Source organism: Aquitalea magnusonii (genome assembly GCF_003202035.1).
GTDB classification, from domain to species: Bacteria; Pseudomonadota; Gammaproteobacteria; order Burkholderiales; family Chromobacteriaceae; genus Aquitalea; species Aquitalea magnusonii.
The window spans coordinates 279,317-295,758 of the sequence record NZ_QJKC01000002.1 but is presented as its reverse complement, the minus strand read 5'-3'; the positions used below and the strand labels follow the sequence as shown (position 1 = coordinate 295,758).

Annotated in this window: 13 protein-coding genes; 11 read left to right on the top strand and 2 right to left on the bottom strand. The window is 63.5% G+C overall.

The genetic code is table 11. The annotated features are described in order from the left end of the window. The first annotated feature begins 9 nt into the window (after positions 1 to 9). Entirely contained in the window at positions 10 to 747 is a 738-nt protein-coding gene (locus DFR38_RS03165) for an IclR family transcriptional regulator (RefSeq protein ID WP_199052778.1), read from the top strand. A gap of 9 nt (positions 748 to 756) precedes the next feature. Here the strand turns inward: DFR38_RS03165 and DFR38_RS03160 are convergent, their stop codons facing one another. Further along, positions 757 to 2,169 carry an aminotransferase-like domain-containing protein gene (locus tag DFR38_RS03160; protein WP_158527681.1) on the bottom strand — a complete coding sequence of 471 codons (1,413 nt, stop codon included), beginning with the start codon at positions 2,167 to 2,169 and terminating at the stop codon, positions 757 to 759. 316 nt (positions 2,170 to 2,485) lie between these two features. Between DFR38_RS03160 and fae the strand changes: the two genes are divergently transcribed. From fae to DFR38_RS03120, 8 genes are all read left to right on the top strand, one after another. Next, complete coding sequence (gene fae / locus DFR38_RS03155; protein WP_110312978.1) at positions 2,486 to 2,983, top strand: formaldehyde-activating enzyme; 498 nt, start codon at positions 2,486 to 2,488, stop codon at positions 2,981 to 2,983. Between the two features lie 10 nt (positions 2,984 to 2,993). Then, complete coding sequence (locus tag DFR38_RS03150; protein ID WP_110312977.1) at positions 2,994 to 3,989, top strand: aldo/keto reductase; 996 nt, start codon at positions 2,994 to 2,996, stop codon at positions 3,987 to 3,989. 10 nt (positions 3,990 to 3,999) lie between these two features. After that, complete coding sequence (locus DFR38_RS03145; protein WP_059287062.1) at positions 4,000 to 5,454, top strand: NAD-dependent succinate-semialdehyde dehydrogenase; 1,455 nt, start codon at positions 4,000 to 4,002, stop codon at positions 5,452 to 5,454. Between the two features lie 109 nt (positions 5,455 to 5,563). Then, positions 5,564 to 6,589, top strand: a complete 1,026-nt coding sequence (locus DFR38_RS03140; protein ID WP_110312976.1) for an ABC transporter substrate-binding protein — start codon at positions 5,564 to 5,566, stop codon at positions 6,587 to 6,589. 64 nt (positions 6,590 to 6,653) lie between these two features. Further along, positions 6,654 to 7,541: an ABC transporter permease gene (locus DFR38_RS03135; protein WP_059287061.1), complete on the top strand. Its 888-nt coding sequence runs from the start codon at positions 6,654 to 6,656 to the stop codon at positions 7,539 to 7,541. Further along, positions 7,538 to 8,362, top strand: a complete 825-nt coding sequence (locus DFR38_RS03130; RefSeq protein ID WP_059287060.1) for a quaternary amine ABC transporter ATP-binding protein — start codon at positions 7,538 to 7,540, stop codon at positions 8,360 to 8,362. The genes DFR38_RS03135 and DFR38_RS03130 overlap by 4 nt, the downstream gene beginning before the upstream one ends. Positions 8,363 to 8,545: 183 nt before the next feature. Beyond that, positions 8,546 to 9,757 carry an MFS transporter gene (locus DFR38_RS03125; RefSeq protein WP_158527680.1) on the top strand — a complete coding sequence of 404 codons (1,212 nt, stop codon included), beginning with the start codon at positions 8,546 to 8,548 and terminating at the stop codon, positions 9,755 to 9,757. 62 nt (positions 9,758 to 9,819) lie between these two features. Beyond that, the gene (locus tag DFR38_RS03120) at positions 9,820 to 10,602 is read left to right on the top strand and encodes a CDP-diacylglycerol diphosphatase (protein WP_110312974.1); all 783 of its coding nucleotides are present in this window, start codon (positions 9,820 to 9,822) and stop codon (positions 10,600 to 10,602) included. On the opposite strand, the gene DFR38_RS03115 is transcribed toward DFR38_RS03120, so the two are convergent. After that, positions 10,569 to 11,798, bottom strand: a complete 1,230-nt coding sequence (locus DFR38_RS03115) for an MFS transporter (protein ID WP_059287059.1) — start codon at positions 11,796 to 11,798, stop codon at positions 10,569 to 10,571. The two genes, DFR38_RS03120 and DFR38_RS03115, sit on opposite strands and share 34 nt — an antisense overlap. Positions 11,799 to 12,038: 240 nt before the next feature. Here DFR38_RS03115 and DFR38_RS03110 point away from each other — a divergent pair, with 240 nt between their 5' ends. Together DFR38_RS03110 and DFR38_RS03105 are read left to right on the top strand one after the other, a co-directional pair. Next, entirely contained in the window at positions 12,039 to 12,935 is an 897-nt protein-coding gene (locus DFR38_RS03110; protein ID WP_110312973.1) for a LysR family transcriptional regulator, read from the top strand. A gap of 100 nt (positions 12,936 to 13,035) precedes the next feature. After that, positions 13,036 to 16,431, top strand: coding sequence for a hybrid sensor histidine kinase/response regulator (locus tag DFR38_RS03105; protein ID WP_211310718.1), 3,396 nt, complete (start codon positions 13,036 to 13,038; stop codon positions 16,429 to 16,431). The last annotated feature ends 11 nt before the right edge of the window (positions 16,432 to 16,442 follow it).

Here is a 16,442-nt window from a genome sequence, read left to right as displayed (position 1 = left end):
ACAAGTATCTTGCCAGCGCGACCAACCGCACCTGCTGTCGACAGCTCCATTGCCATTTTGCAGTTGCTGGTCAATGCCTCCTACCCGCTGACCCAGGCCGAGATCAGTGCGCAGACCGGTATTCCCGTTGCCAGCTGCTACCGTATTCTGGGCAGCCTGTTACAGGCCCAGCTGGTGGTGATGGATCCGGGGCGCAAGAAGTCCTACTGCATCGGCGCGAAGATTTTCCAGATGGCCTCCACCATCTATGGCCGGCAAAGCATCATTCCCTATTTCCACCCGATTGCCGAAATCCTCAAGAACGAAGTACACAAAACCGTGCTGCTGAGCATGCCGGTGGGCAATACCGTGGTGGTGGTGGCCAAGCTGGAGTCCGCACTCAGCCACCGCTTCCACTCCTATATCGGCCAGACCCTGCCCTTGCACCGTGCGGCTGCCGGCAAGGCCATTCTCAGCCTGCGCAGCACGGACTATCTGCAAGCCTATCTGGATGGCGAGTACCTGACCGCGCCGCAGGAGCTGCGCAGCCAGCTGGAACGGGCCCAGCGCCTGGGTTATGCCGTGACCCACGGGGAAATCGAGAGCGGCGTCAGCTGCCTGGCCGCGCCGGTGGTCAATCTGAGCCATGAGCCGATAGCGGCCATCAGCATCTGTGTTGCCAGTGATGAACTGAGTGAGCCGGCCAGCCGCAGTTATTCCAGCGCCCTGATCCAGGCGGCCAGGCAGCTGGCCGCGCGCATAGGCTGAGCCGGCGGCTCAGGCCGAGGCGAAATAACCTTCCGGCCCATCGCGCAGGGTGGCGGCGATAATGCGCAGCCCCTGTTCCATCTGCAAGGGATCGGCGCTGCCGCTCAGGCACAGCCTGACCGCATGCGGCGGCGCGGTGCGGCCCACGGTAAAGGCATCGCCCAGCTTGATGATCACTTTGCGTCGCCGCAGCATGGTGCCGAACTCGGTACTGCGCCATGGTGCCGGCAGCGTCAGCCATAGGTGCGGACTGCCGTGGTGGCTGAGCATGGGCAGGCCCTGCAGCAACGGTTCGGCCAGGCTGCGCCGGTAGGCAATATCCAGGCGCTGTGCCTGCAGTAACTGGTGCAGCACACCGTTTTCCATCCAGCGACAGGCAATTTCCACCGATAACGGCGTCGCCATCCAGCAATTGGCGCGAATGATGGCGGCCAGCTTGCCTGACCAGGCATGCGGCGCCTGTACCATGCCCACCCGCAGCCCCGGCGACACCGATTTGGACAGGCTGCAGACAAAAAACACCTGTTCCGGCAGCAAGGCGGCCAGGGCAGGGGGCGGGTCGCGCAGAATGGCCGCAGGCGTGGCATCCTCGATAATCTGCAAATGCTGGCGCCGGGCGATATCGACAATCTGCCGCCGCCGCGTTTCGCTCATGGTGGCGGTGGTGGGATTGTGCAAGGTAGGCACGCAAAACAGCACGCGCGAGTTGACGGCGCGGCACATCTGCTCCAGTGACTCCGGAATCAGCCCTTCCTCATCCACCTCCACGCCTATCAGTTGCAAGCGCATCTGCTGGGCCAATGCCACGATGCCGGGATAGCTCAGCGCTTCGCACAGCACGGTATCTCCCGGCATGGTGAGAATGCGAAACAGGCAGGCCAGCGCATGCTGCGCACCATTGGTGATGGCCACCCGGTCAGCCTCGCCTGCCAGGCCGAAGCGGCGCAGCCAGCCGGCAATCGCCGCCCGATGGCGGGGATGGCCGCATTCCGGCTGGTAGTCCAGTACCCGGCGCTGCGCCTCGGCATCCTGGCTGATATCCAGCAGGGTTTGCGCCAGTGCCAGGTCTTGTCCTACCGCCACAATCACGTTCTGTCCCAGGTCGATCAGCCCCTCATCCCCCTGCTGCGTCAAGTCGTTCGGTCCGTCACTGGCGACCTGTCGTGCCAGTACATAGGTACCGTCGCCAATGCGCGACATGACCCGCCCCTGTTCTTCCAGCCTGGCGTAGGCCCGGCTGATGGTGCCTGGCGTAACGTGCAGGGCGCTGGAGAGGGTACGGTGGGGCGGCAGCTTTTCCCCAATGACAACCTGGCCGCCATCGATGACTGCGCAGATGGCATCGCAGATAGCCTGATAGCGAGGCTGGGCGCAGCTTTCCAGGTCGGGAAGCCAGCTTTTGATGCGCAATACCAGATCCATGATTTCCTCGCGGGGCCGGCAGGGCCGTGATGACGCTGTCGGCATGGTAGCAGTGCTTGTCGCGGAATTGTATGCAGTCATTTACTCAAATTGACTGCATTGTGGCGCGTCAATTAGAGCGATTACTCTGCTGCAAACCGAAGCAATCCTTCACCACAACACCGGCCAAACAGCAAACGGGCAGGGCGGCAGCAGCACCCGGCAGCCCCCTGGAGCAAGGGCGCGCTACGGCCTGGCGTGGTGAGCCGTTTGCTCAGTCACTCACCCTGTTTTCTCACTCACCCTGTTTTCTCACTCCCCTTGGAGAGTCAGCATCATGCATATCGGCGAATCCTTTGTCGGCAGCGGACCCAATGCAGCACATATCAATGTCTTGATCGGCCCGCGCAGCGGCCCGGTAGGCCAGTCTCTGGCCAATAGCCTGGCTGCACCACGGCTGGGTTACATCCCCTTCATGGCCTGCCTGCAACCCAATGTGCCGGTCAAGCCGGCCACCCTGTTCGTGGCCAAGGCCGATCTGCGCGGCGAAACCCACGAAACCATGACCTGGGGCCCGGCGCAGGCTGGCGTGGCCAAGGGGGTGCAGGACTGCCTGCTGGATGGCAGCTTGCCGCCCGAGGCCGAAAACGACTGGGCGGTGGTGGCCGCGGTATGGGTGAACTGGAGCGCAGACAATGCCAGCCAGGTGTTCGCCAATAATCTGCAAGCCACCCGCGAAGCCATCCAGCGTGCCATGGCCAATCTGCCCACGCTGCAACAGGCGGCGGCAGCCAGCGCGCGGCCGGCCAATCCCTTTTTCGACAGCGCAGCCTGAGGAGACCGCCATGCAATACCTCAATCTGGGTCGTAGCGGTCTGAAAGTGTCCCGCCTGTGCATGGGCACCATGTCCTTTGGCAGTTCGCAATGGCGGCCCTGGGTGCTGGATGAGGCGGAGAGCCGTCCCATCCTGCTGCGGGCGCTGGAGCTGGGCATCAATTTCTTCGATATGGCCGATTTCTACTCGCTGGGTGTCGGCGAGGAGGTGGTCGGCCGCACCCTGCTGCAACATGCCCGGCGCGAACAGCTGGTGCTGGCCAGCAAGGCTTTTTACGCCATGGGCAAGGGCCCCAATGATGGCGGCCTGTCGCGCAAGCATCTGCTGGATGCCATTGATGCTTCGCTGCGGCGCATCGGTACGGAGTATCTGGACCTGTACATCGTGCATGGCTTCGATCCGGACACGCCCATCGAAGAAACCATGGCCGCCCTGCACGACATCGTCAAAAGCGGCAAGGCCCGCTATATCGGCGCCTCCACCATGTACGCCTGGCAGTTTGCCAAGATGCAGCATGTGGCGGAACGCAATGGCTGGACCCGCTTCATCTCCATGCAGTGCCAGCTGAATGCTGCCTACCGCGAGGAAGAGCGGGAAATGATTCCCTACTGCCAGGATCAGGGCATTGCGGTGACGCCGTTCAGCCCGCTGGCACGCGGCCTGTTGTCCGGTGCCGCCGATTCGCTGCGCAAGCAGACCGACAATTTCACCCAGGAATTCTACGGCGACGAAGTGTCCTGGCAGATTGGCAAGGCGGTGGAGCGGGTAGCCGCCGCGCGTGGCGTGGCCGCCGCGCAAGTCGCCCAGGCCTGGGTGCTGCAGCGGCCGGGGGTGACTTCCATGCTGGTGGGCGCGGATGCCGTCTCCCAGCTGGAGCTGGCGGTTGCGGCGCTGGACCTGCGGCTGAGCGATGCCGAGTGTTTTGAAATCGACCGCCATTACACCCCGTGCGATGTGATCAACGACCACCACAATGCGCAGCGCATTCCGCGCACGCCCCGCTGAGGAATACACCATGCTCCCCTTGCACAATCCCGCACTGCTGCGCCAGCAGGCGCTGATTAACGGCCAGTGGCTGGATGCCGACGATGGCCAGCATCTGGCGGTGCATAAGCCGGCCAATGGCGAGCTGATTGCCCGGGTACCCGCCATGGGCCAGGCGGAAACCCGGCGCGCCATCACCGCGGCTGCCGCAGCCCAGGCGCAGTGGAAGTTGCAGACCGGCAAGGCCAGGTCTGTGCTGCTGCGGCGCTGGTATGAGTTGATCATGGCCAATCAGCAGGACCTGGCGGTCATTCTCACCAGCGAGCAGGGTAAGCCGCTCAGCGAAGCGCGCGGCGAAATCGCCTATGCCGCCAGCTTTGTGGACTGGTTTGCCGACGAGGCCAAACGGGGCTATGGCGATGTGGCGCCCAGCCCGCAGGCGGACAAACGCATCGTGGTGCTCAAGCAGCCTGTCGGTGTGGCTGCGGCCATCACGCCATGGAATTTCCCGGCAGCCATGATCACCCGCAAGGCCGCCCCGGCCTTTGCTGCCGGTTGTGCCATGGTATTGAAACCGGCCAGTCAGACCCCGCTGACCGCACTGGCACTGGGCTGGCTGGCCGAACAGGCTGGCTTCCCCGCCGGCTTGTTCAATGTCCTGACCGGTTCGGCCACGCTGATCGGCGAGGTGCTGACCGCCAGCCCTCTGGTGCGCAAGCTCAGCTTTACCGGCTCGACCGAAGTCGGGCGGCAGCTGATGGCGCAATCCGCCCCCACCATCAAGAAACTGTCGCTGGAACTGGGCGGCAACGCCCCGTTCATCGTGTTTGAGGATGCCGACCTGGATGCCGCCGTGGAAGGCGCCATGGTGTCCAAGTTCCGCAATGCCGGTCAGACCTGCGTCTGCGCCAACCGCATCTATGTGCAGCGCGCGGTGTATGAGCGCTTTGCCGCCAAGCTGGTGGCTGCGGTACAGGCCTTGCAGGTGGGCGATGGCATGGCGCCGGGCAGCACGCAGGGGCCGTTGATCGACGCCAGGGCCGTGGCCAAGGTGGAAGAGCACATTGCCGATGCCCTGGCCAAAGGAGGGAGGCTGCTGTGCGGTGGGCAGCGCCATGCCCTTGGCGGCAGCTTCTTTGAACCCACGGTCATTGCCGATGCCAGCCCGGCAATGCTGTTTGCCCGTGAAGAAACCTTTGGTCCGCTGGCCCCGCTGTTCTGCTTCGATGACATCGACGAGGTGATCCGCGCTGCCAATGACAGCGAATTCGGCCTGGCCGGCTATTTCTACAGCCGCGACCTGGCGCGCGCCTGGCAGGTGGCCGAGCAGCTGGAATGCGGCATGGTGGGCATCAACACCGGCCTGATTTCCAATGAAGTAGGCCCCTTTGGCGGCATCAAGCAGTCCGGCCTGGGGCGCGAAGGCTCACGCTACGGCATGGACGAGTATCTGGAAAGCAAATACCTGTGCTTTGGCGGGCTGTGATGCCATTGCCACTAGCCGCAACTCCACTCTCGGGAAAGGGGAAGCTCATGAACCGCACCTGACGCCCCGGTACTACCTTCAAGCCAAAGAGAACAACAGGAGAGACAATATGCAAGGCAAACATTTACTCGGATGCACCCTGTCCATGCTGCTGCTGGCCAGCAGCAGCCCCAGCATGGCAGGCAGCTGGTGTGCCGCCGGCAAGCCAGTCAGGCTGGCCGGCATCACCTGGGAGTCGGGGCAATTCTACGCCGCCCTCATCAGCGAAATCATTCGCACCGGCTATGGCTGCCAGGTTGAAACCGTACCGGGCAGCACCGCAGCCACCGAAACGGCCTTGGTCAATGGCGATTTGCAGCTGTGGACCGAGCAATGGAACCGCACCGACATCATCAAGAAGGGTCTGGCATCCGGCAAGATCAAACTGATTGGCGATCTGCTGCAAGGCGGTGCTTATGAGGGCTTTTTCGTACCGGATTATGTGATCAAGGGTGATGCGCGACGCGGCATCAAGCCCATGGCACCGGCTTTGCAGTCGGTGGCGGATCTGCCGCGCTACAAGGATTTGTTCAAGGATGAAGAAGAACCCGGCAAGGGACGCTTTCTGAACTGTCCCAGCGGCTGGGATTGCGAGCGCATCAATACCCAGAAGCTGAAGGCCTACCAGCTGGAGAGCAGCTATACCAATTTCCGCGCCGGTACGGGGTCGGCCATGGATGCGGCGATTGCCTCGGCCTATGAGCGCGGCAAGCCGGTGCTGTTCTACTACTGGGCACCGGCCACGCTGATGGGGCGCTACCGGTTCATCCAGCTCCGGGAGCCAGCCTACAACGCCAGGTGCTGGCCCACCCTGCAGGCCAACAAGGGCGAGGCACCTTGCCCTTCCGCCACGCCGGCGACCACCTTGCAGGTGGGCATCGCCAGCAACTTCATGGCAGCCGAGCCGGCCATCGTTGCCTTCATCAACAAGGTGAAACTCAGCCCGGAACTGCTTAACCGCACCATCGCCCGAATGAGCGAACAAAAGCAGAGCCCTGAGACGACGGCGCGTGAATTCCTCAAGCAGCAGCCCGCCCTCTGGAAGGCCTGGATGCCGGCCGATGTCGCCGTCAAGGTGCAGCAGGCGGTGAAGTGAGGCGGCGACACCGGTCCACAGTACGGCGACCGGTGTCTCGGATTCGCATGAAAAGGATGATTCCATGCCGGATATATTTCTGCAGTTTTCGTTTGCCGACAGCATCAACCAGTTTGTCAGCTGGCTGGTACGCGAATACGGCGACCTGTTCCATCAGTTGACGGCCGTTTTGCTCACCACCTTGCTGGTGCCGCTGGAACAGGCCTTGCTCGCCCTGCCGCCGCTACTGGTGTTATTGACGGTGGCCGTGCTGTGTTATCACGGCACCCGCCGCAAGGGGGTGACCGCGCTGATGGTGGCCGGTCTGTACCTGATAGGCTGCCTGGGCTTGTGGGACAAGCTGATGCAGACCCTGGCACTGATGGTGGTGGCCACCGTGCTGACCATGCTGGTCGGCGTGCCGCTGGGCATCATGATGTCGCGCAGTCAGCGCCTGCGCTGGCTGCTGGTGCCGGTGCTGGATGTCATGCAGACCCTGCCCACCTTTGTCTACCTGATTCCGGTGCTGATGCTGTTTGGCCTGGGCAAGGTGCCGGCCATCTTCGCCACGGTCATCTATGCCTTGCCGCCACTGGTGCGGCTGACCGATCTGGGCATACGCCAGGTGGATGGCGACTTGCTGGAGGCTGCCCGTTCTTTTGGCACCACCCGCTGGCAATTGCTGTTTGGCGTGCAACTGCCGCTGGCCCGGCCCAGCATCATGGCCGGCGTCAACCAGTCCATCATGATGGCATTGGCCATGGTAGTGATCGCTTCGATGATCGGTTCGCGCGGCCTGGGTGAGGATGTGCTGGCCGGCATCAACAATATGGATATGGGCAAGGGCATGCAGTCGGGCCTGGCCATTGTCATCCTGGCCATCGTCATCGACCGCATCAGCCAGGCTTATGGGCAGGACGGCCGGCTGAAAAAGGCGCTGCGGCTGAAAAAAACGGCAGGAGCAACAGCATGAGCAAGATAGAAGTGCGCCATGTATACAAGGTGTTCGGGCCACAGGGCGAGCGGGTGATGGCCTTGTTGCGCCAGCATTGCGACAAGGCCGAGGTGCTGGAAAAGACCGGTGCCAATGTCGGCTTGATCGATGTCAGCCTCAGCATCGAGGCTGGGGAAATCTTTGTCATCATGGGGCTGTCCGGCTCGGGCAAATCCACGCTGGTCAGGCATCTGAACCGCCTGATCGATCCTAGCAGCGGTGAAATCCTGATCGATGGCGAAGACATCCTGCGTTATGACGAAAAACAATTGCAGGACTTGCGCCGTAACAAGATCAGCATGGTGTTCCAGGGCTTTGGCCTGTTGCCGCACCAGACCGTGCTGGAAAACGCCGCCTATGCGCTGCTGACCAAGGGGGTGGCGCGCGGCGAGGCTCTGGCGCGGGCCGGCAACTGGCTGGGCAAGGTGGGGCTGGCCGGCTATGAGGCCAAGTATCCGGATGAACTGTCCGGTGGCATGCGGCAGCGGGTTGGCCTGGCGCGTGCGCTGGCCGCGGATACCGAGATCATCCTGATGGACGAGGCGTTTAGCGCGCTGGACCCGTTGATCCGCAGCGAGATGCAGGAACAATTGCTGCAGTTGCAGTCCAGCCTGCACAAGACCATCGTGTTCATCAGCCATGATCTGGACGAAGCGCTACGCATTGGCAGCCGCATAGCCATCCTGCGTGACGGTCAGCTGGTGCAGGTCGGCACGCCAACTGATATCCTCACCCGACCTGCCGATCACTATGTGCAGCGCTTTGTCGAAAAGCGGGCGTTACAGCCTTTGGCCGGCTGAAGCGCCACGGCAGCGGTATGACAAGAGGCCGCCCACTTCCCTGTGGGCGGTTTCTGTTTGTCCCGTCATGCCGCGTGCCATGCGCAAGCCAGGTCGCACAGGTCGGATGGTGAACAGCAGGGCTGCTGATGTGGCAGCATAATGACATTGTTTTGAACCGGCGTGACAAGGGGTGGCATGCGCATGGATGGGCTGACGGTGGTGGAGCGTAGCTGGCGCAGCATGCTGCGGGCGGTGGCCAGCCTGTTGCTGGCCTATGCCTTGCTGGTGGTGGGCAATGCGCTGGGCAGCACCGAAACCTCGCTCAGCCTGCTGGCCAATGGCGTGCCGGTAGCGGTGGCCGGCATGGTGCAGTCGGCCTACTATGCCGGTTTTTTCATGGGCGGTTTCTTTTGCAGCGGCATGATCCGCCAGTATGGCCATCACCGTGCCTTTGCCGCGCTTACCGCCATCATCTGCGTGCTGACCCTGTGCCAGGCGCTGTTCACCACGCCCTGGCTGTGGCTGCTGGCGCGGCTGGGCAATGGTCTGGCCATGGTGGGCATCTACATGGTGGTGGAAAGCTGGCTTAACGGCTGTGTCAGCAACAGCCAGCGCGGCCAGCTGTTTTCGCTCTACCTGATCATCAGCTATCTGGGCGCCAGTGCCGGCCAGTGGCTGCTCAAGCTGCCGTTCAGCCAGGCTGGCTGGCCCTTCATCATCGTGGCCATGCTGTTTGCCCTGGCCATCATCCCGGTCACCCTGACCCAGCAGCGTCCGCAAGTGCTGGCGGCACAGCCGCCGGGCAATGTGCTGGCGCGGGCCATGCGCACCCTGCGCCTGCTGGGGCGGCGTGCCCCGCTCAGTCTGGCCGGAGCCTTGCTGGCCGGTTGCTTCAACAGTGCCTTCTATACCATGCTGCCGGCCATGCTCAGCCAGTCCGGCCGCACGCCCGCGGACATTGCCAGCTTCATGGGCCTGGCCTTGCTGGCGGCACCGCTATTGCAATGGCCGATGGGCAAATGGGCTGACAGCAGCGACCGCGCCACACTATTGGCGCGCTGCGCACTGGTGGTGGCGGTGCTGTCGCTGATCCTGACCCAGTTGCTGAACACCGGCTGGATGCTGCCGCTGGTGATGGTGTATGTGTCGGTGGCCTTTACCTTTTACGGCACGCTTAGCGGCATCGCCAACGATGCCATGCCAGCGCGCCATCGGGTGGAGGTCAGCGCCTCGCTGCTGATGGTGTATGCGCTGGGTGGCACGCTGGGGCCGCTATTGTGCTCGGCGGTGATGGCCGCCATCGGTCCGGCCGGTTATTTCGTGGTGTCGCTGGGCTTGTCGGCCACACTGGGCGGCTATGCCTGGTGGACGGTCAAGCGCTGGCCGCTGCCCAGCCTGCTGCCGCCGCGCTGAGCGACGGTTTGTCACCTGCTTGATTGATCATGCGGTTTTTCCTCTGGCGAAAGCACCATTCCATGACGGTGAAAATCTTCCGCGGCAGTGCCGCGCTGGCGCTGCTGGGCTTACTGGTGTCGTGGGCGGTGCATGCCGCCAATGCCGATGCCTTGTGGCAAATCGTGCATCAGCAATGTGTGCCGCACTGGCAGCAGGCAGAGGACCCGGCCCCCTGTGCCCAACTTGACATGGCGCAGGGCGAGGCACAGGGGCATGCCGTGCTCAAGGACATCCACGGCGTGCTGCAATATCTGTTGATTCCCACCGCGCGGGTCAGTGGCATTGAAAGCCCCTTGCTATTGCAGGCGGATGCCCCGGACTACTGGGCCGCCGCCTGGCAGGCACGGCGATGGATGGAGCGGCTGCACGGCAGCCCCTTGCCGCGCGAGGCGCTGGCGCTGACGGTGAACTCGCAATGGGGCCGCAGCCAGAACCAGCTGCATATCCATGTTTCCTGCGTCCGGCCAGAACTGCCGGCCCGCTTGCAGCAGGCAGGCATTGGCCCGCAGTGGCAACCCTTGCCGGGCGGCATCAACGGCCATGCCTATCTGGCGCGTGCCGTGCCGGGTGACACGCTGGATGGCGTGCAACCGTTTCGCTTGCTGGCCGATGAGGTGGCCGGCGCCAGTGGGCAGATGGGTAGCTACACGCTGGCGGTGATTGCCACCCGCCTGGCCGACGGGCCGGGCTTCTGGCTACTGGCCAGCAAGGCGGATGTGCTGGCCGGTAACTTTGCCTCCTCCGAAGGGGATGTGCAGGACCATGACTGTCAGCTGTTGGCACCGCCCGTCGCCAGACCCTGATAGCGCGGGCCGGACAAGGCCCAGGCGCACACGCCAGTGAGGCTGCACGCTGCGCCGGTCAGCACCACGCCCGTCCAGCCCCAGTGGCCATAGGCCCAGGCGGATGCCAGCGAACCGGCTGCCCCGCCGATGAAATAGCTGGTCATGTAGGCCGAGGTCAGCCGGTTACGGGCTTCTGGCCGGATGCGGTAAATCGCCCCCTGATTGCTGACATGGCAGCCGGCCACCCCCAGGTCCAGCAGCAGGATGCCCAGCAGCAGGGCGGTAATCGAGTGCGGTGCCAAGGCCAGCGGCAACCAGGCCAGCAACATCAGCCCCAGGCTGAGCCGGGAGGCCAGCGCGCCACGGCCCTGGTCACTCAGCCGTCCCACGATATTGGCCGACAAGGCCCCGGCAGCCCCGGCCAGGCCAAACAGGCCGATGGTGCTGTTGGAAAAGCCAAACGGCGGCGCAGACAGCAAGAAGGCGACCGAAGTCCACATCACGCTGAAGGTGGCAAAGGACATGGCACCCAGCAGCCCGCGCAGGCGCAGGCTGGGTTCTTCCACAAACAGGCGCAGTACCGACTGTAGCAGCTGTCCATAGCGCAAGCCCGCTGTGGCAGGCGTGTGCGGCAGCTGACGGGCCAGTACCAGCGTCATCAGCAGCATGCCGCTGCTGCCGCACCAGTACACGGTGTGCCAGCCGCCCAGGTCGGCCAGGCTGCCGGCCACGGTGCGCGCCAGCAAAATGCCGGTGAGCAGGCCGCTCATGATGGTGCCCACCACCCGGCCGCGTTCGGCTTCGCTGGCCAGGCTGGCACCCAGCGGCAGCAGGATTTGCGCCACCACCGAACACACACCGGCCATGGCGGTGCCCAGCAATAGCTGGCTGATGCTGCCCGCCGTGGCGCTGATCAACAGGCCGCAACTGGCCAGCAGCATCATGCTGATGATCAGTCGCCGCCGCTCCAGCATGTCGCCCAGCGGCACAATCAGCAGCAAACCCAGGGCATAGCCCAGTTGCGCCGTGGTGATGATGCTGCCGGCACTGGCCGCGCGAATGCCCAGCGCGTGGCTGATTTCCGGCAGCAAGGGCTGGGCGTAATAATTACCGGCCACGGCCAGGCCGGTGGCTACCGTCATCAGCCACATCAGCAGCGGGCTGAGCCCGCCATGTGCTTGGCCGGGGTGGGGAAGGGTGTGGGTGGTGTGCATGTGTGTGCTTTCGGTGTGGCTGCGCAGGGTGTTGTCAGAGCCGCTAACAAAAACCCTGCTGCTGCGTTGCGCCTCCTTGCCGTACTTTTGTGTAGTGTCGGCGTCGGTGCGCTTTGCTCCAGGGACGCTACGCTGTTTTGTCAGCGGCTTTTAATGCATGCCGGGGCAGTATCTACTGGCCTAAAGAATGACTCCAATGTATTGTTTTCATGTTTTTCATCGTGAAACGAGATGGATTGAATGAATTTGCGCCAGATTGATTACGTGCTGGCGGTGGCCGAAGAAGAAAACTTCACCCGTGCTGCCGAGCGCTGTCATACCGTGCAATCGGCGCTCAGCCACCAGATTGCCCGGCTGGAACAGGAGTTTGGTGCCAGGCTGTTTGAGCGCACCTCGCGCCAGGTCACGCTGACCCCTGCCGGGCTCACCTTCGTCAGGCATGCCCGTCAGGTGCGCGAAGCCGCGCAAAGGCTGGAGGACGAAATGGCGGCCGCCACCGGGGAAATCCGCGGCAGCCTGCGCATTGGCAGTATCTCCACGCTTGGCCGGCTGGATTTGCCGGCCCTGCTGGCGCAATACCACCGCCGCCATCCGCAGGTGGATGTGCAACTGGCCATGCGCATGAGCGATGTGATGATGGAAGAACTGCGCTTGCAGCAGATTGACGTGGCCTTTCTCGGCGTGTGGCCGGGCGAGCCGGTACTGGGCCTGGATGCCCGTCTGCTGTGGGAAGAACCCCTGCTGGCCCTGCTGCACCCGGATCACCCCTTGGCCGCCTTGCCGCAGCTGGATTTGCAACAGCTGGCTGGCTGCACGCTGGTGGACTGGCCGGGCGGCAGCGGCCCGCGGCAGCAGACTGATATGGCGTTTGCGGCAATGGGTATCAAGCGGCGGGTGACATTCGAGGTGAACCATGCCGACATGCTGGTGGACCTGGTGCGTGCTGGTTGTGCGGTGGGCATGGTGCCGGCGCTGGGGGCCGGGGAGCATGCCGGGCTGGTGACGCGGCCGGTGCTTGATGGCCCGCGCCGCCGGGTGTATCTGGCCAGTCACGACAGCCCCACCCCTGCGGCGGCGGCCTTGCTGGCGCTGGTGGATGGCTATCTGCAGCTGGTGCCGGACCAGGCTTCAGCATGATGCTGGCCAGCCTGCGCCATCGGCCTGCTGGAGGCTAGCCAAGCGGGGCTGGCAGGTTTCTTGCATCTGCCCTGCAGGTCATCGCCAACAGGATTGCCCCGTGTCCGCAGAGCCGCCATCGCCACCCCAGCAAGTCATCCAGCTGCGTCGTGACTACAACAGCTGGGTGGCGCGTGAATCGCTGGAAGACTACGCCCTGCGCTTTACCCCGCGCCGCTTTCGCCAGTGGTCGCTGTGGCGGGTGGCCAATACCGCCTTGGGCGGTGCTGCGTCTTTTCTGGTGCTGGAAGCCGTGGGTGCCACCATGCTGGTGCAAGCCGGTTTTTTCAATGCCTTGCTGGCTATCCTGCTGACCGGGCTGGTGATCCTGCTGGCCGGGCTGCCCATCTCGGTATATGCCGCCCGCTACGGAGTGGATATGGATCTGCTCACCCGTGGCGCGGGTTTCGGCTATATCGGCTCCACCGTCACCTCGCTGATCTACGCCTCTTTCACTTTCATCTTTTTTGCGCTGGAAGCGGCCATCATGGCCTACGCGCTGGAACTGGGTTTTGGCATTCCGCCGGTGGCCGGCTACCTGCTGTGCGCCTTGCTGGTGCTGCCGCTGGTCACCCATGGCGTCACCGCCATCAGCCGTCTGCAAAGCTGGACCCAACCCTTGTGGCTGTTGTTGCTGGTGCTGCCTTATGCGTTTTTGCTGTGGCAGGAACCCGCAGTCCTGCAAGGGCTGTGGCATTACCCTGGTGGGCAGGGTGCAGGCATGCAGTTTGATTTGCGCCGTTTTGGTGCGGCCTTTGCCGTGGGCATTGCGCTGATCACCCAGATGGGCGAGCAGGCCGACTATCTGCGTTTCATGCCGCCGCGCACTGCCGGCAATGCCCGCAGCTGGTGGCTGGCCTGCCTGCTGGGCGGGCCGGGCTGGGTATTGCCGGGCGTGGCCAAGATGCTGGGTGGCGCACTGCTGGCCTGGCTGGCCCTGCGCAATGCGGTGCCGCTGGCCAAGGCGGTGGACCCGAACCAGATGTATCTGATTGCCTATTCCCACGTGTTCAGCGACGGCAAGCTGGCCATTGCCGCCACCACGCTGTTTGTCATCGTGTCCCAGCTGAAAATCAACGTCACCAATGCCTATGCCGGCAGCCTGGCGTGGTCCAATTTCTTTTCCCGCCTCACCCACAGCCATCCGGGACGGGTGGTATGGGTGGTGTTCAACACCCTGATTGCCCTGTTGCTGATGGAGCTGGAAGTCTTCCAGGCACTGGGTCAGGTGCTGGCCTTGTACAGCAATATCGCCATTTCCTGGATCATGACCGTGGTGGCGGATTTGCTGATCAACAAGCCGCTGGGCCTGAGCCCGCGCGGCATCGAGTTTCGCCGGGCCTATCTGTACGACATCAATCCGGTGGGGCTGGGGGCAATGACGCTGGCCTCCTTGCTGGCGGTGGCCGCCCATCTGGGGGCTTTAGGCGAGGTGGCACAGGCGCTATCACCGCTGGTGGCCATGTGTGCGGCGTTGCTGCTCTCGCCCTTGTTTGCCTGGCTCAGTGGCGGGCGTTACTACCTGGCGCGCCGACCTTCGGCCAGTACGCACGCCCATCACCGCTGCGTGCTGTGCCAGCGCGAGTACGAGGCCGAGGACATCGTGGTTTGCCCGGCGTATCAGGGGCATATCTGCTCGCTGTGCTGCACGCTGGACGTGCGTTGCGGCGATTTGTGCAAGCCGCAGGCCACGCTGGCGGCGCAATGGCAGGGCTTGTTGCAGCGGCTGCTGCCACGCGGCTTGCAGCCTTATCTGCAACGCGGGCTGGGGCATTATTTATTGCTGATGGCCGGTATCAGCACCTTCTGGCTGCTCTTGCTGGGCCTGTTGTACTTCATCGCCGTGCAGGAAGGCGCGGTGGCCGGGCTGGGCGGCTTGTTGTTCCGCCTGTTTGCCGTGTTGTTGCTGGCCAGCAGTGTACTGGCCTGGTGGATGGTGCTGACCCATAACAGCAGGCAAGTGGCGCAGGAGGAATCGCGCCGCCAGACCGGCCTGCTGCAGCGTGAGATCGACCTGCACCGCCAGACCGACCAGCTATTGCAACAAGCGCGTGAGGTGGCAGAGCAAGCCAATCAGGCCAAGAGCCGCTATGTCACCACCATCAGTCACGAGTTGCGCACTCCGCTCAACAGCATTCTGGGCTATGCGCAAATCCTGCATGCTGATGCCAGCCTGCCACCGGCGGCGCGCCAGTCGGTGGAGGTGGTACGCAGGAGTGGTGACCACTTGCTGTCGGTGATTGAAGGCACCATGGATATCGCCCGTATCGAAAGCGGCAAACTGACGCTGGACATGCGCCCGCTGGACTTCACCGCCTTCATGCAGCAGCTGGTGGCCATGTTCAGCCTGCAGGCGCAGCAAAAGGGGCTGGATTTCAGTTTTGTTCCGCAAGGCGAGCTGCCAACGGTGGTGCGGGCGGATGAAAAGCGGCTGCGGCAAATCCTGATCAACCTGCTGGGCAATGCCGTCAAGTTCACCGAGCGTGGCGAGGTCAGCCTGGGCTTGCGCTATCAGCGCGAAATGGCCACCTTTACCATTCGCGATACCGGCCCGGGCATTGCCCCGGCCGATCAGCCACGACTGTTTGAGCCGTTCGAGCGCGGCAAGCAGTCGCAGCAGGGCGGTAGCGGGCTGGGCCTGACCATCAGCAAGATGCTGACCGACCTGATGGGCGGGGAAATCCGCCTGGACAGCACGCCGGGGCAGGGCGCGCTGTTTACCGTGCGACTGTTCCTGCCGGCCCTGCACGGCCAGCAAGCCGAACAGGCCCTGCCACGCCAGCAACGTACCGGCTATCTGGGGCCGCGCCGCCGCATACTGCTGGTGGACAACGAGGCGGTGGACCGCGCCATGCTGCGCCACATGCTGCAAGCGCTGGGCTTTGAGCTGGCCGAGGCCAGCAGCGGGGAGGACTGTCTGGCACTGCTGCCGGCCTTCCGCCCGCATGCAGTGTTCATGGATCTGGCCATGCCCGGCATGGACGGCTGGCAGACCTTGCGCGCCATCCGTCAGGCCCAGGGCGGCATGGCGGATGCCGCCGCCCTGGCCATCATCTCGGCCAATGCCTTTGAAAAGGGGCAGGACAACGATGTGGGCATTCTGCCGGCCGATTTCTTCGTCAAACCCATCCGCCTCGACGACATTCTGGACTGGCTGGGCAGGCGCTTGCAGCTGGAATGGCAGACTGACAGCCAGCCCGTGGCTGAAATTGGCACCACGCTGCAAAGCCTGCATGCCAGTGCCGCCAGCCTCACCCTGCCGGATGCTGCCTTGCTGCGCCCGCTGCGCGAGGCGCTGGAGCTGGGTTACCCCAAGGGGGTGAAAGCGGCATTGCAGACCTTGTCCGAACAGGCGGCCGAGCATGGCGAATTCCTGCGCCGTGCCCAGAGCCTGGTGGACGCCTTCCGCTTTGATGCACTGCGCAGCTTGTTGCAGTACCAGGAAGAAACAGATTGATGGAGCAAGAT

Coding starts and splice junctions, on each gene's coding strand:
- DFR38_RS03125 (WP_158527680.1), top strand. CDS start 8,546: ATGGATGGGCTGACGGTGGTGGAGCGTAGCTGGCGCAGCATGCTGCGG.
- DFR38_RS03115 (WP_059287059.1), bottom strand. CDS start 11,798: ATGCACACCACCCACACCCTTCCCCACCCCGGCCAAGCACATGGCGGG.
- DFR38_RS03120 (WP_110312974.1), top strand. CDS start 9,820: ATGACGGTGAAAATCTTCCGCGGCAGTGCCGCGCTGGCGCTGCTGGGC.
- DFR38_RS03160 (WP_158527681.1), bottom strand. CDS start 2,169: ATGGATCTGGTATTGCGCATCAAAAGCTGGCTTCCCGACCTGGAAAGC.
- DFR38_RS03145 (WP_059287062.1), top strand. CDS start 4,000: ATGCTCCCCTTGCACAATCCCGCACTGCTGCGCCAGCAGGCGCTGATT.
- DFR38_RS03135 (WP_059287061.1), top strand. CDS start 6,654: ATGCCGGATATATTTCTGCAGTTTTCGTTTGCCGACAGCATCAACCAG.
- DFR38_RS03110 (WP_110312973.1), top strand. CDS start 12,039: ATGAATTTGCGCCAGATTGATTACGTGCTGGCGGTGGCCGAAGAAGAA.
- DFR38_RS03140 (WP_110312976.1), top strand. CDS start 5,564: ATGCAAGGCAAACATTTACTCGGATGCACCCTGTCCATGCTGCTGCTG.
- DFR38_RS03130 (WP_059287060.1), top strand. CDS start 7,538: ATGAGCAAGATAGAAGTGCGCCATGTATACAAGGTGTTCGGGCCACAG.
- DFR38_RS03150 (WP_110312977.1), top strand. CDS start 2,994: ATGCAATACCTCAATCTGGGTCGTAGCGGTCTGAAAGTGTCCCGCCTG.
- fae (WP_110312978.1), top strand. CDS start 2,486: ATGCATATCGGCGAATCCTTTGTCGGCAGCGGACCCAATGCAGCACAT.